Consider the following 14,652-nt stretch of genomic DNA (forward strand, 5'->3'; position numbering starts at 1 on the left):
TTATTTTTGTTGTATGTGTATCACCTTCCGGCCAGCCTCCTGTGTCAGCTTAAAATTGATATCAAGAAATCTCAGCAGATCAAGAATTTCGGAAATATTAGCATTGCGGGCAAGTTCACCAGAGAAACTACGGTCACTCACCCCAGCTGCATAAGTAAAATCAACATCATACCAGCGGGATAACTGCCGGGTTACCTCACGCAGGTTCGTCTTATTGAACTTAAATATGCCGTTCTTCCAGGCAATAACCGGCTCTACATCGACAGAAGCGACCTTTACATTTCCTCCAGCCAGGATGGACTGCTGACCCGGCTTTAAAACCGCTATAGAAGTGGTGGTGACTGCAGAGCCGTGGATTACGCGAACACTGCCCTCCGCCAGTGTAGTCCGGACAGCCGGTTCGTCAGGATACATATTTATGTTAAACCTGGTGCCCAACACTTCCACGGTTTGCTGCCCAGAAACCACTCGGAAAGGCTTGGTCTGATCGTGGGCGACTTCCATATACACCTCTCCGCTAACTTCAACCCGGCGTTCGCCTGCAGGGAAATCAGCGGGATAGGAAATCGAGGAGGCGGAATTTAACCATACCCGCGTGCCATCAGAAAGTGTCACCTGATATTGTCCACCACGCGGTGTCCGGATGTTGTTCATCAGTTTTTCACCGTCAGACGAAGCGTTGTTTCCGTCGATCAGGTAAGCAAGCTTACCATTCCCTTGCTCAACAAGTCTGACCCCACCCTGCTCTTTGACTTTACCAGACCCGGTAGTGGTACCGAGCAATACCCGGCTACCATCTGCCAGCGTTAGAATAGCTTTATTACCGCCGGGTGGGATTGTGATCGCTGATCGCACCGGTTCTGCGGAGCCTCCACCTGGATTTAAAATCAAAGTGTAAATGCCCACAGAAAGCACCATCAGTAACAACGCAGCTACAGCTATCCAACGGTAAGGCAACCCGAAGCCCCGCGATTCGTCCGTCATAAGATGATGCTTCAGCGTGACAATATCAAGTAACTGTTCATCAGAAAGCAGCGCCGCATCCGCCATTTCAAGATCATGATACCAGGACTCTAAACGCGCCTGCTCGGCCTCAGTCGCCTCGCCGCTCAAAAAGCGGTCTATTAGTTTTTCAAACGCTTGTTTATCCATGTGCTGTAGTCCTGCTCTCTAACAATGTTGTTTTAGAGATAAGACAACCAGGAAAAGAAAGAGGGCTAGCGGGATGTTAAAAAAAATCAGCAAAGCAAGGAAAGTGCGTTTCCGAGGTTTTTACGGAGCATCTTTAAAGCTGCTTTCATGTGATTCTTAACTGTAAACTCCGAAATTCCCAGACGTTCAGCAATCTCCCGGTGCTTTAGATGCTCCTTTCGGCTCAATATCAAGACCTCTCTCATTCTGTCAGGCAGACTGGCTATCTCCCGGTCTATCAGCCCGGCCAGCTCTTTTTCCCTGAAAACCTCGTCAGGAGTATGCGGGTTTTCGGCCAGATACTCATTAAACGAGGCCAGGTACCGATTGGCCACAGCATGGTGTTTTACCACGTTTAAGACCCGGCGCTGCACCAGGACATACAAATAGGCGGGCAAACTGTTGATCGCACTCAGCGAAATGCGATTATGCCACAACGTCGAAAAAACTTCCTGCACCACATCCTTAGCCTGCTCAAAGTCGCCCAGTTTCTTAAAGGCGTGTAATATCAACGCAGCCTTATACCTGCGGTAAATTTCCCCAAAGGCCTGTTTATCCTCCTGAGCGAGTAAAACGATCAATTCTTCGTCGGTTGCTTGATCCCAGTGCTGCATTGGTGCCAATGTACTGTATTTCCGGCTTCCAGCAAACAGTAATCTGTATGCAAACGCCGAAAGCTTGAACATGAAACTACCCCTTCCCAGTAATCACCTTTCGGTGCTGTTTTCCCCACCTGGCCAGGTCGTCGATAATAGACTGTAGGGTTCTGCCATATTCCGTAAGGCTATACTCAACAGTAACGGGCTGTGTATTATGAACTGTACGATTAATCAACTTGTTCATCTCAAGCTCTTTCAGTTCTTTGCTTAGCATTTTATTGGAGATACCCTCTACATCGTTCAGGATATCCGAAAACCTTCTTTTGTTATAATAGCAGATCGACGAAACTATGGAAATTTTCCATTTTCCGTTAAGCACGTCCATGGCATCGTGAACGGCCATAATCTCTGGTTTGTGGCAAATATTTTCTGTCATAAGTTACCTGGTTACTCAAATGTTACTGTTACTTTTGGTTACAAAGTTACCATAATTAATTTACTCACACTAGTTTTGCATCATAATCATTAAACACTTTTACGATGAATTTTACACAAAAGAACGTAGTCATAACTGGCGGTACCACAGGTATCGGCCTGGCTACTGCGCATGCCTTTATCGGTGCAGGCGCCAATGTATGGATTACTGGCAGAAATGAAGCGAACCTGAACAAGGCAAGTACTGAGATCAACAATCCTAACCTGCACACGCTTGTGGCCGATACGTCAAAAATGTCCGATATCGACATACTCGAAAAAACGTTTGCCGAAAGCGGACAGAAACTGGACGTGCTGTTCCTCAATGCAGGTATTGCTGTGTTTACACCTATTGCACAAACCACAGAAGCCGACTTCGATGCGCAGTTTAACACTAATGTGAAGGGTCACTATTTTACACTTCAAAAGCTAATGCCACATCTTGCAGATGGTGCATCTGTTATCTTCACTTCTTCTACGGTTGCAACGGCTACCAACGTGGGTACGAGCGTATACTCCTCTACCAAGGGTGCGCTGAATAAGATCGCGCAGATTGCAGCGAATGAATTGGTCGACCGCAAAATAAGGGTAAACATTGTGAGTCCCGGTCCGGTATTAACGCCAGGGCTCGAATCGGTTGCCTCAGAAGCCAAATCATACCTCGCTGCTGCAACTGCCCTTCAGCGTTTAGGTCGCCCAGAAGAAATCGCCAGCACCGTACTGTTTTTGGCTTCTGATGCCGCAAGCTTTATCACAGGAACAGAAATTGTGGCCGACGGAGGTTATTTAACCTATGGATTGAAGTAAATTTTATCCCCGTAACGGGAAATAGCAGTTACTTGGCCGAAAAGAAAGTACTTAATGAACATGTTAAGACAAACAGGGTTGCAACCAAATAGATTGCAGCCCTGCATTCTGTACTACGTATCATATAAGTAAGTATTAACTAGGATATAAATAGATAATAAGTACATAATTAAAATATATTTAATATATCCTTGATATACCACCCCCTCCACTTATTATCTATTTAATACCTAATTATTATATACCTATGTCCGAAGAAAAGAAAGTCCGAGGGCTGACAGAACAGGTTGGTCTAGACCGGAAATTACCGGGGGCACTACAATATCACTAATCGTTCGGTCGTTCGTAAAAAGATGAGAATTGTACTATTAGCCAGCCTGTTGCTCGTAACGCTTTTTCTTGCAGCATGCGGAGGCCAAAACCTGGAAAGCAAAAATGGCTTTACAGTTTTGCCCACTAAGAAACCGGGAGAAGAGATTGCGACATTTGCGGGCGGATGCTTTTGGGCAATGCAGGAATGCATGCTGGAACTTAAAGGCGTGACTACGGTAGTGAGCGGATATGCAGGGGGCACAACTACCAATCCGGATTACGAGACGGTGCTGACTGGTAAAACTGGCCACGCAGAGTCAGTACAAGTATACTATGACCCCCGGCAGATCAGCTTTGAACAACTGACAACGGCTTTTTTTAATGCTCATGACCCCACGCAGATCAACCGTCAGGGCCCGGATGTTGGGTCTGACTACCGGTCGATTGCCTTTTTCCGTACTGCTGATGAACGTAAAACCATCATAAAGGTTATGAATCAGCTTGACTCAGCCCGAAGATACACCATGCCGCTTGCTACGGAAATCACAGCCTTCAGCGCATTCTATCCCGCAGAAGCAGAACACCAGGATTATTATGTACGTCACAAATTTGACGGCTATATCAGGAACGTATCGAAACCTAAAGTGCTGAAGTTGAGAAAAGCTCTGCCTGAACTGATAAAAAATGAATATCTGGATTAGAATAGCTAGGTTGGCGACGCCCTTTTGCTTATCTGTTAGGATGTAAGGAAACCAGATTAAAGATTAGCCATGCCCCCAGTTTTGCCGTGCGATTGTCTATGTCGTAGGTTGGATTTAGTTCTGCGATATCAAAACTGATCACTTTTCCCTGTTGGATGACATGTGCCAGGACGCGTTCAAAAAACGCATCCGGTATCAGGCCCGTCGGACCAACCGCACTTACGCCCGGCGCGTAAGCAGCGGCAAACACATCGAGATCGATGGTTAGGTACACGTGGTCTGTAACTTCGATGAACTCGTTTATAGCCTGAATAATACCGGTCTCGTTTGCCGGTATAAATTCGTTGGCATGAATAGGTTTAACTCCCATTTGCGCTGCTATGTTATACAATTCACGAGTGTTTGCGTGCTGCTGTATGCCAATAGGCAGATAATGGAACGACCGCCCGGAAGCTTTGCAATCTTCCGCAATTTGCCAGAATCCGGTACCCGATGACGGTCCCGCTGCAGCGGGAATGCGGAGGTCAAAGTGTGCATCAAAATTGATGATACCGATCTTTTGAGCCAGGGCAGTGAAGCCAATGTAGTGGCCGTAGACAACTTCATGTCCGCCCCCGAGCACAATAGGACAAAAGCCACGGGTAACAGCCGATTCTACGAGTATGCCCAGTGCTAGTTGTGCACCTTCCAGGTCATGATCGCGGCACACAATATCGCCGAGGTCGACCAAGCGTATACCTTGTTCAAAGTGTACTGGAAGTGACGCACAAGCTTTCCTGAGCTGCCCGGGTGCAAAGCCTGCGCCCGGGCGTCCCTGGTTACGGACGACGCCTTCGTCGCAACAAAAGCCAATGAAGGCAAAGCCTTTTTGTCCGGCTAGCAATGCGGGCATGGCAACCTCCTTATCCGGATGGACCAAGACGTTGAATAGTTCAACGCACTGGTGCCAGCGCCTGGACTCCCAGGTATCGCCATCTACCCGACCCTGCCAGAGCCTGCCATCGGCGGGCTCATAAAAGGGCATTACTTGTTTCCGCTTTTCCATACGCAGGTTGGTTTTAATTTACCTTGATGATACAATATCTCCCGGTAGTCGTCGCAAGCATAAGCCTGCAAATCGGCCAGTTGCCCGGGTGCTATCCGACCCCTGTCAGACAGGCTAAGTGCATGTGCAGCTCTAAAGGTCAGCCCAGCGAAAGTTTCCGCGGTGGTCAGCTTTTCTGCCGCCCCCATGACTGCTGCCTGAGCAAGCAGGTCGCCCATAGGTGCAGAACCCGGATTCCAGTCGCTGGCAATAGCCAGGGCTGCCCCCGCATCCAGCAATTTCCTGGCCGGAGCGTAGCCCATACCCAGACCCAAGGAGGCACCTGGTAATGCGACGGCTATCGTTTGCGAACCTGCAAGCAACGCAATTTCCGCATCGCCGCAGGCTTCCAGATGATCCGCAGAGACAGCACCAGTCTTCACAGCTACCGCAGTCCCCCCGACGCTGAACTGGTCGGCATGCACCGTATGCCTGAAGCCCATCCTGATGGTCTGATTTAAATAGCTTGCTGCTTCTTCAGGTGTAAAGGCACCCGTTTCTACAAAGATATCGACCCGCGATGCTAAATTGCGCTGGCGTACCAGCGGCAAGAGGTCCCGCACTACATGCTCCAGATAGGCGGATGCCGATCCGTCAAAATCCTTTGGTTTGATATGTGCGGCCAGACAGGTGGGAACCAGTTCTGCCACACTCCTTTTTGAAGCTGTATGTATCGCCTCCAGTTGCCGGAGCTCCTCGTCCGGGTTAAGTCCATAACCAGTCTTGACTTCGATGGTGGTTACCCCCTCCTGGAAATGCCGTGCAGCCCGAACACAAATAAGCTCCTCGAGTTCAGCCGCAGAAGCCCCGCGTGTTTGGGTTACGGAATCCAATATTCCCCCGCCTGAGGCGGCAATCTCCAGGTAAGTACGCCCCGATATGCGCATCGCATAATCCTTTGCCCTACTTCCGGCGAAACACAGGTGGGTATGACAATCGACAAATCCAGGCAGCAATACCATCGGGTTTTCGACAGCCTCAACCGCAGCATCCGGGTACCTCAGCCGTAACCGCTGAAAATGCCCGACATCGACGATACGTCCATTTTGGACGAGTACGCCACCGTCTGGAACGATCTCCAACTGATCGTCCAGCAAGGCGCCTTTTAGCGGTAAGTTTGCCAGGGTTAGCATTTGCTTAAAGGGACCAATCAGTTTCATTGCATTATGCGGAGCTGTTACCATACTTTGAGATCAAATTCTTTGGCCCAGGTATTCGCCTTTTCATAGCCTGCATCGGCATGCCGGAAAATACCCATGGCCGGGTCGTTATGCAATACGCGCTTCAGGCATTCCGCTGCCCGGTCTGTACCATCGGCCACAACCACCATGCCCGCGTGCTGCGAATAACCTATGCCTACGCCACCGCCGTGATGGAACGAAACCCAGGTAGCACCGCCGGAGGCGTTCGCCATTAAATTGAGCAGTGGCCAGTCAGATACCGCATCAGAACCATCGAGCATAGCCTCCGTTTCGCGGTTTGGCGAGGCTACTGAACCGCAATCTAGGTGGTCGCGACCGATCACTATCGGAGCCTTAACTTTGCCGGAACGTACCAGTTCATTGAACAGCAGTCCCGCTTTTTCACGCTCGCCCATGCCCAGCCAGCAAATCCTGGCTGGTAGTCCCTGGAAACTGATTTTTTCTCGCGCCTGTCGAAGCCAGTTGGCCAACGCCGTATTTTCCGGAAAAGCCTCTATCAAGGCCTCGTCGGTCGTATAAATATCCTGCGGGTCGCCCGATAAAGCCACCCAACGGAAAGGCCCCTTGCCTTCGCAAAAAAGGGGACGAATGTACGCCGGCGTAAAACCTGGAAAGTTGAATGCGTTCTTCTCCCCGCCCTGCCGGGCAAACTCCCGGATGTTATTTCCATAATCGAACGTGACCGCCCCTGCCTGCTGATGCTGCAGCATAAGATTCACGTGTCGAGCCATGCTTTGAATGGATTTAGATTCATAGGCTTTGGGATCCGAGTGCCTCAGTGCCTGAGCCTCTGGCAACGATAACCCATTGGGAATGTATCCATTGATGGGATCGTGTGCTGAAGTTTGATCAGTAAGGATATCTGGAATAAGTCCATCGGCAAGCAATCGCTCCAGCATATCTCCTGCGTCGCTAACCAGACCCACCGAAAGCGGTTCACGTGATGTTATTGCCTCCTGTATCCAACCTATCGCCTCGGCGAAATCTTCTGTCATCCGGTCGATATAACCTGTATCCAGCCGCTTCTTTATCCTGGATGCGTCTACATCTGCCCCAAAAAAAACAGCGCCAGCCATTGTAGCCGCCAGCGGCTGCGCACCGCCCATACCACCAAGTCCCGCGCTCACAACGAGGCGTCCGCGCAAATCACCGTTAAAGTGTTGTCGACCGCATTCCATAAACGTCTCATAAGTGCCCTGTAAAATGCCTTGCGAGCCGATATAGATCCAGCTTCCCGCCGTCATCTGTCCGTACATCATAAGTCCGCGCGCTCTCAAACTGTTAAAATGCTCCCAGGTAGACCACGCTGGCACCAGATTGCTGTTAGCAATAAGCACGCGCGGCGCCTGCGGATGACTCCGGATAATACCCACTGGTTTGCCTGACTGCACCAGCAGGGAGTGCTCTTCATCAAGCTGAAGCAGTATTTCTATGATTTTTTGTAAGGATTCCTTATTGCGTGCGGCTTGACCTATGCCACCGTATACGACCAACTCGTCAGGATTTTCAGCAACTTGCTGGTCGAGGTTGTTCAGCAGCATCCTGAGCGGTGCTTCTGTGGCCCAGCTTTTGGTATGAAGCGTACTTCCTTTGGGCGAACGGTACCGCGGATGCGCCGCATATTGTTTAATAAATTCCGAATGTGTCATGATGTAAAAGATTTAGGTTTTGGTCGCCAGCCTCCCGGGCAACCCTCAACAGGGATCCGTTGGCTATGAGCTGATGAAGTGCCTTGATGTCGGTGCCAAAGATGCGGTCGCTCTTAGCGAAGGACACTTGCTGTCTGACAAAGGCATGGCAGGCTTCGAGGACCGGCGTAGACCGGAGCGGCCGTCTGAATTCAATGGCTTGCGCCGCATAAAGCAATTCTATCGCCTGGATATATTCGAGATTGTCGATCACCTGGTGAAGTTTTCTTCCGCTGATAGAACCCATTGAAACGTGATCTTCCTGGCCTAGTGATGTAGGCACACTGTCTGCACTGGCCGGAAAGCAAAGCGTCTTGTTTTCGGTGACCAATGCGGCTGAAGTATATTGAGGAATCATAAAGCCAGAGTTTAATCCCGCGTCATCGATCAGCAGTTTTGGAAGTCCGTAACGCCCCTCCAGCATGAGATAGCAGCGGCGGTCGGCGATATTCCCGAGTTCAGCGCTGGCTAGGGCCGCATAGTCGAGCGGCAGAGCCAGGGGCTGTCCGTGGAAGTTGCCCCCGCTGATGGTGTCTTCTGCATTGAAGATGATGGGATTATCCGTAACTGAATTGAGCTCCAGGGCAACGGCGTCGCGCAAATGCGCCCAGGCCTGGCGCGAAGCCCCGTGTACCTGTGGCATACAGCGCAGGGAGTAAGGATCCTGCACGCGGTCACAGTCGGCATGCGCATCGCCAATTGCCGAGCCTTTAAGCAAATACTCAAGTCGGCCTGCCACGTATAAACAACCCGGAAAAGGCCGCAACTGATGCAGTCTCGGATCGAACGGCCGCGAAGAGCCCATCAGGCCTTCAAGCGAAAGTGCACCTATCAGGTCGGCCGCGTCCAATGCCTGATGCATTCGCTGCACGGCACTCGTAGCGAAGGCAAGGATAAACTGTGTGCCATTGATCAGGGCCAGGCCCTCTTTAGGTCCGAGCACTATAGGTTTTAGCTGATGCTTCTGAAGTGCCTCTGCCGAGGGCATTCGCCGGCCTTTATCCCATACTTCTCCCAAACCTATCAGGGGCAGAAAAAGATGGCTTAAAGGCGCCAGGTCGCCCGAAGCGCCGACGGAACCTTTTTCAGGAACAACGGGTATCACGTTTTGCTCAATATGCCAGATGATGCGCTGGAGCGTTTCAAGTGACACACCCGAAAATCCCATAGCAAGCGCATGTACTTTGGTGATGAGCATAAGTTTGGCTAGCTTCGGCGCGATGGGTTCACCTACACCGACGCTGTGGCTCTGCAAAATGTTGTACTGAAGCTGCCGGGTGTCCTCTTCTGAAATGCGCGTGTCGCAAAGCGGTCCGAAACCGGTGTTGATGCCATATACAATATTGTGATTGCTGACTATTTCGGTAACATAAGCGCGGGATTGCTTCACTTTTGCTATCGCCTCGGGCGAAAGGATACCACGGCGCTTCCCGTCTGCAAGCTCTAGCGCAATACTAGCTGTGAGCGTAGATGTCCCGTATTGAAATTCATTATGCATAGATTTATTTTTGGTTATTATGATTAAGCTGGCTGACGATGTCCTGTGCGAGGGGGCTTACTGCCAGCTTTTCCTCTGCAGCCGCAAGCACCTGCAATAAGGCTTTACTAGCGGGATCGTTCTCAATTCTATGCTGGAGGACCTGGACGATGGCGTCCCATATAGGAATAAGCTTTTGGAGCAGCTGTTCGCCGTTTGCGGTGAGTCTGATCTGTTGCTTACGCGCATCATCTTTGCTCTTTTCTGAGATCACCAAACCCTTCTTTTGGAGCGTGCTAACGAGTTGACTTGAAGCAGAATGTGAAACCATCATCGTCTCCGACAATTCCTGAATAGAGACCGGTTGGTGTTGTGAGAGTAAATAGAATGCGGGAAACCAGCTGGCATCAAATTCTATGTCCTGCTGCTTATAGACCGCATTAATTTCTGAAAGAAAATATTCACTCAGCCTTTTGAGCCTACTACCGAAGATGAGGTAACCGAGCGATTGGTAAAAGTTATCCATTTATATAAGTGCTTATACAAATATATGTAAGCACTTATATAAATACAAATAGCGTCTTGATTATTATTTATGACAAGGCATTCGGAGCAGGACCTCCGGCGGGTCGAGATTGCCTAGTCGGCAAAGGGATGAATTCCGAGTTATCTGTCGGCGGTAAAAGTATCCGCCCCTGCTTCCAGTCTTCTTTGGCCTGTTCAATTCTTTCTTTGCGACTAGAGACAAAGTTCCACCAGATGTATCTGTCGCCAAGATGTTCTCCACCTAACATCATCAGGGTGGTATGTCCAGCAGCGATCAGGACAGGGTCCACACCCTTGCTGAACACGAGCAGTTGCCCCTCCGGATATTGCTTCCCGTTAACGATGACACTTCCGTGCGCAATATACACGCCTCTTTCGCCGTATCCAGGTGGTATACCGAATCTTGCCCCGGGTTCTAATACAACATGCAAATAGAACAATGGCGAAGTGGCTTCTACAGCACTTTTTAACCCAAAGGCATCGCCGGCGATAAGCCGCAGCCATATGCCGCTGTCGGTAAACACAGGGAGCTGGTCGGCCGTAAAATTTCTGAAAGAAGGTTCTGCCTCTTCATCCTTTTCAGGCAGGGCTACCCAGGTCTGGATCATTTCGAGTTTCCCTCCTGCCCTAATCGCAGGATCCTCAAACCTTTCACTATGGGCAATGCCTTTTCCGGCTGTCATCCAGTTTACCTCGCCCGGTTTGATCACCTGCTCTACACCAAGTGAATCCCGGTGAGTCACCTCGCCACTGAACAAATAACTGACGGTCGACAAGCCGATATGCGGGTGCGGCAGGACATCGAGTTCGCTGCCGATTGACGCAGGCATGTTTACCGGTCCGCCATGGTCAACAAATATAAAGGGACCAACCATCCGCCGCAGTTGGTAAGGCAGGATACGCTTTACGGCAAAACCTTCCGTAATTTGCGCCTGTCGCGATGGTATCACAATGTCGAGCATGCTTAGTATTCTACTACATACGAAGTTATTCTTACAATTTTGTCATTGCTGAAATGATACACATCGCAAAATCCTGATTGATATGGACTTCCGTCTGCTTTCGTTCCGTCTGCAGTACCTTCAACAGCGGCAACGTTGCCTTCAATAGTAATCTGACCGAACTTAAAGTTCATAACGGTGGGCATACTGCTGTCTTCCATGCCCGCCAGTTCCGCTTTACTTCTAAAGGTTCTGTGACCATTTGAAGATGAATACATGTCCCAAACGCAATCGTCTGCCATGTAGTCCATAAATTTCTCCATTTCGTTGTTGACGAACAATGCGTTAATTTCTTCGATCAATTCTCTTGTAGTTGCCATAACAATTTGTTTTGTTAATTAGTATTTAACCAAAGATAAGTTTCAGGGGTACATGTAGAAAGGGCCGATTACGTCAAAGTTGCGGGCATAAGCCGACGCCCAACGTTTTGGCCGGCTACAGATATTGACTGACAAAAGCTTTCTTCGTGATCATGTGCAGGTATGGATAACTTTCACCCAACTGCGGGCGCTGTTTGAGCTGATAAAGAAAATGCCCGCCAAGGTCAACAATAATAGGACAGGTCGCCTCGTACCATACGCGATGAGGCTGCTTCCAGCAAAAAGAATAATAGTAACTAGTAAAGGGTATGTTTCTTAATTCAGGATGATAAAAGTTAAGCGGCCGAGCTGCGCCCGAATGCAACTCGGCCCGCCGGTAGACAGATAAATGCTCACCAAGGCAAAAATCATACGGATCCAGACGCGGATCATCCACATCGGGTAAATGCTTCAATATCTTGAAGCCCTTAAATTTTTTTCCGTTCAGCACCCATACCAATTTGGGATAAAAAGCTTCCCGGCTTCGCAGTTCGTCCAGACAGATCGGTGAATTCTGGAATTCCAATGTTGTGCCGCATGATGTGAATATATCTGCCCGGTGTAAGTCCCCGAGAAGCTTATCGGGAAAGCTTACCTCACGGTATGATTCAGGAAAGAGATCTTTCCATCCCTTGTGCCACGCACTTTCGCCCCTTATAAGGGGCTTTTTCTTACCAAGCATAGTGAAATTCAAATTTAAGAATATTGAATTTTCACGCAAAATATTGAGATGGATATCAAATGTTCATAATTCCGCTTCTCAATTTTTTTCTATCTTAAAAGCACCACCGCTTGTGTTATCGGGTCCGGTTTCGGGATTGGTTAATAGATATAATTCTCCGGACGCATCTTCACCGAAAGACGTTATCTTAAGGCCCTGAGGCAAATTGTTTAGCGCGAGGGTACCTCTGGCCCATTTGGTTCCGGTCTTTTGCAAATAAAAAACAGGTCCGGACCAGTCGGCAAATACATACTTACTTTTTAATACCGGGATCTTACCCCCGTTATACACATAACCACCGGTTACGGATACCCCTTCGCGATGACTGTATTCAGCAATCGGCATTTCCAGACCTGTAGTATCGCAGTCTTGAGCAGGATTATAACAATGCGTACCTTCCATTAGTCTCCAACCATAATTGCCGCCTTTTCTCACAATATCTACCTCCTCCCAAGCCGATTGCCCCACATCACCCGCGAACATTTGTCCCGAGACCTTATCGAATGAAAACCTCCAGGGGTTTCTAAAGCCAAACGCCCATATTTCCGGCTTTACGCCCGGTTTACCCACGAACGGATTGGTTTCCGGTACTTTGTACCCCTGATCGGTATTGACATCAATGCGAAGAATTTTACCATGCCATGTGCCCATATCCTGCCCGTTTCCAATCTCACCGTGTCTATCGCCCTGTCCTCCTCCGTCACCTAAAGAAACATATAGGAATCCATCAGGCCCGAACTGAATGCAGCCTCCATTATGATTGCCATCCGGCTCTTCTACAGTAAGTATCACACGGCCGATTTCAGGATTAAGCGGTTCCGCTAAGGTATATTCGGCCAGAACACCCGTATGATTAAACTTTTGTGTTGACGGGGTGCTGTAATACACATAGAACTTTTTGTTCGACTTAAATTTCGGATGTAGAGCCAGGCCCAGCAATCCTCTTTCCTCATAGCCGTCGTTCATTCTGGTAAGCTGCCTTTTAAGATCGAGTATGACGGCATCACTCAGCTTCCCATTCTTGATGACACGTATTTTCCCGGTTTGCTCGCCAACCCATATCTCATTGTCGGCCGGAAACACGATGCACGTCGGAGCCTGTAGATCAGCGGCGACCTGCCGCGCTTTTAATGTAATTGGAGATAGCTTAATGGTGCTCGACACAGATCCAGACTGGGCATTAACGCTTAAAGCCGGAATCATTGCTGGCATGATGAGGGAGTACACGAGCATTAAACTGATCTTTGATGGTAAATTCATTTCTAATATACTATGATGGCAAGATTAAGAAGTTCGTATAGACAAATCAAGACAGCACAGGTTTAAAACTACGCAATCGTTACCGGAAATGGCTGACACAGGATACTACACCGGCCAATAAAAGCCTACTCTAATTTGAGATCGGCTTTCATGAGAAAAACATTGTAAGGATGCCACATTGACATCAGGAAATATAGTTCGCTACCGTTGGTTGATGAGGGATGGATAAAACCGCCGTAAAGCGCCGGGTAGTCGGCAGACTTAACCAATGATTGTGCCTCAGTCCAGGGCCCCGTAATTGAAGCAGCCGACCGCAGTACCAGTTCATGCCGTTTTTCATCAAGGTAGACAACAACCCAGCGCTTATACCTTTGGTGCCAGGCGAGTGACAGTTCTCCAGCCGGCGCTGGAATGATCGGTGTTGCGGATGTCTCCTGATTTCTCAGCCATTTTACCCCGTTCCAGTAGTCGTAAGCCGATTTATCTTCCATATCGCGCTCCTTTACCCGGCTTAGGTGAATAGCTCCCTGCCTGCCCGAAACGGTGCCCATCATATACACGTAACCATCCTTTTTTTCGTATGCAGCCTGGGCAAAATTGCTGCTCCCGCTAAACTCTACAGTCTTGCATTCCGTCCATGTGAGTGCATTGTCGGCCGACTTATATAAGCCAGATTTGTTGGTGGTCCAAGTTCCCGGAGGCCCCCATTTCCGGACCTCCATATAATGAACATAATCTTTCCCATTAGCGTGTATGGCTGCTGTCGGTATCGTTGTGTGGTTGCCGGTACCATCGGTGATATGCGGACTAGGGATGATTTCTTTGGCAACCATGTGATCAAAAGTGACGCCATCACCGAGGTGCTCATCAGTCGATATACCCACTACGTTGGAGCGCCAGTGGCCTGCCGGGCCAGGTCCGCCTTCTGGAGTCGGCTTCCAGTCAGCACCATAGGTATCTCCAAACCAGAAGCCGGTTTTACCATTGCCCATGCGCCATGCTATACCTAGATCGGTGCCGCCGATATCGTATTTTTTTACCGTCTCGTTGGCATTGGGAAGGTCTTCACCAGGCAGACTATTGCCGGTGAGGCGGGCAACACGTATCACATTTACAGGTTTCAAGACGTTCTTGAGGTTGCCCAATTGCTGCGCTGCACTGAATAAGGGCGCGGCAAGAAGAAAAGCTAGGCTAAGCTTCACAATATTTGGTTTCATACAATGTGCTAAA

15 protein-coding genes are annotated in these 14,652 nt (G+C 49.2%); 2 read left to right on the forward strand and 13 right to left on the reverse strand.

The features are described 5' to 3' along the window. From J3P40_RS12390 to J3P40_RS12400, 3 genes are all read right to left on the reverse strand, one after another. The gene (locus tag J3P40_RS12390; protein ID WP_256006070.1) at window positions 1–1,152 is read right to left on the reverse strand and encodes a FecR family protein; all 1,152 of its coding nucleotides are present in this window, start codon (window positions 1,150–1,152) and stop codon (window positions 1–3) included. Between the two features lie 86 nt (window positions 1,153–1,238). Continuing rightward, window positions 1,239–1,805 carry an RNA polymerase sigma factor gene (locus J3P40_RS12395; RefSeq protein ID WP_256006073.1) on the reverse strand — a complete coding sequence of 189 codons (567 nt, stop codon included), beginning with the start codon at window positions 1,803–1,805 and terminating at the stop codon, window positions 1,239–1,241. 76 nt (window positions 1,806–1,881) lie between these two features. Further along, a complete protein-coding gene (locus J3P40_RS12400; protein ID WP_256006074.1) occupies window positions 1,882–2,226 on the reverse strand; it encodes a winged helix-turn-helix transcriptional regulator in 345 nt (114 codons plus the stop codon). Window positions 2,227–2,330: 104 nt separating this feature from the next. On the opposite strand from J3P40_RS12400, the gene J3P40_RS12405 reads away from it, so the two are divergent. After that, a complete protein-coding gene (locus J3P40_RS12405; RefSeq protein WP_256006077.1) occupies window positions 2,331–3,071 on the forward strand; it encodes an SDR family oxidoreductase in 741 nt (246 codons plus the stop codon). A 353-nt stretch (window positions 3,072–3,424) separates the two neighbouring features. After that, complete coding sequence (msrA, locus tag J3P40_RS12410) at window positions 3,425–4,084, forward strand: peptide-methionine (S)-S-oxide reductase MsrA (RefSeq protein ID WP_256006079.1); 660 nt, start codon at window positions 3,425–3,427, stop codon at window positions 4,082–4,084. A gap of 28 nt (window positions 4,085–4,112) precedes the next feature. Here the strand turns inward: msrA and hutG are convergent, their stop codons facing one another. From hutG to J3P40_RS12460, 10 genes are all read right to left on the reverse strand, one after another. Continuing rightward, window positions 4,113–5,129 (reverse strand): formimidoylglutamase, encoded by a 1,017-nt coding sequence (gene hutG, locus J3P40_RS12415; RefSeq protein ID WP_256006081.1) that lies wholly within the window; start codon window positions 5,127–5,129, stop codon window positions 4,113–4,115. Next, window positions 5,108–6,328 carry an imidazolonepropionase gene (gene hutI / locus J3P40_RS12420; protein WP_256006083.1) on the reverse strand — a complete coding sequence of 407 codons (1,221 nt, stop codon included), beginning with the start codon at window positions 6,326–6,328 and terminating at the stop codon, window positions 5,108–5,110. The genes hutG and hutI overlap by 22 nt, the downstream gene beginning before the upstream one ends. Before the next feature lie 17 nt (window positions 6,329–6,345). Next, a complete protein-coding gene (gene hutU / locus J3P40_RS12425; RefSeq protein ID WP_256006085.1) occupies window positions 6,346–8,019 on the reverse strand; it encodes a urocanate hydratase in 1,674 nt (557 codons plus the stop codon). Then, on the reverse strand, window positions 7,997–9,556 hold the full coding sequence (gene hutH, locus J3P40_RS12430) for a histidine ammonia-lyase (protein ID WP_256006088.1): 1,560 nt from the start codon (window positions 9,554–9,556) through the stop codon (window positions 7,997–7,999). Before hutH ends, hutU begins: the two co-directional genes overlap by 23 nt. A 4-nt stretch (window positions 9,557–9,560) precedes the next feature. After that, on the reverse strand, window positions 9,561–10,061 hold the full coding sequence (locus J3P40_RS12435; protein WP_256006092.1) for a MarR family winged helix-turn-helix transcriptional regulator: 501 nt from the start codon (window positions 10,059–10,061) through the stop codon (window positions 9,561–9,563). 67 nt (window positions 10,062–10,128) lie between these two features. Continuing rightward, window positions 10,129–11,043 (reverse strand): pirin family protein, encoded by a 915-nt coding sequence (locus J3P40_RS12440; RefSeq protein WP_256006095.1) that lies wholly within the window; start codon window positions 11,041–11,043, stop codon window positions 10,129–10,131. A 2-nt stretch (window positions 11,044–11,045) separates the two neighbouring features. Beyond that, the gene (locus J3P40_RS12445) at window positions 11,046–11,402 is read right to left on the reverse strand and encodes a nuclear transport factor 2 family protein (RefSeq protein ID WP_256006099.1); all 357 of its coding nucleotides are present in this window, start codon (window positions 11,400–11,402) and stop codon (window positions 11,046–11,048) included. A gap of 115 nt (window positions 11,403–11,517) precedes the next feature. Next, a complete protein-coding gene (locus tag J3P40_RS12450; protein ID WP_256006102.1) occupies window positions 11,518–12,123 on the reverse strand; it encodes a competence protein CoiA family protein in 606 nt (201 codons plus the stop codon). A gap of 78 nt (window positions 12,124–12,201) precedes the next feature. Next, on the reverse strand, window positions 12,202–13,422 hold the full coding sequence (locus J3P40_RS12455; protein WP_256006104.1) for a PQQ-dependent sugar dehydrogenase: 1,221 nt from the start codon (window positions 13,420–13,422) through the stop codon (window positions 12,202–12,204). Between the two features lie 125 nt (window positions 13,423–13,547). Then, the gene (locus J3P40_RS12460) at window positions 13,548–14,639 is read right to left on the reverse strand and encodes a glycoside hydrolase family 183 protein (RefSeq protein WP_256006108.1); all 1,092 of its coding nucleotides are present in this window, start codon (window positions 14,637–14,639) and stop codon (window positions 13,548–13,550) included. Between the last annotated feature and the right edge of the window lie 13 nt (window positions 14,640–14,652).

The sequence above is a fragment of the Pedobacter deserti genome (assembly GCF_024436415.1).
Taxonomy (GTDB): domain Bacteria; phylum Bacteroidota; class Bacteroidia; order Sphingobacteriales; family Sphingobacteriaceae; genus Pedobacter; species Pedobacter faecalis.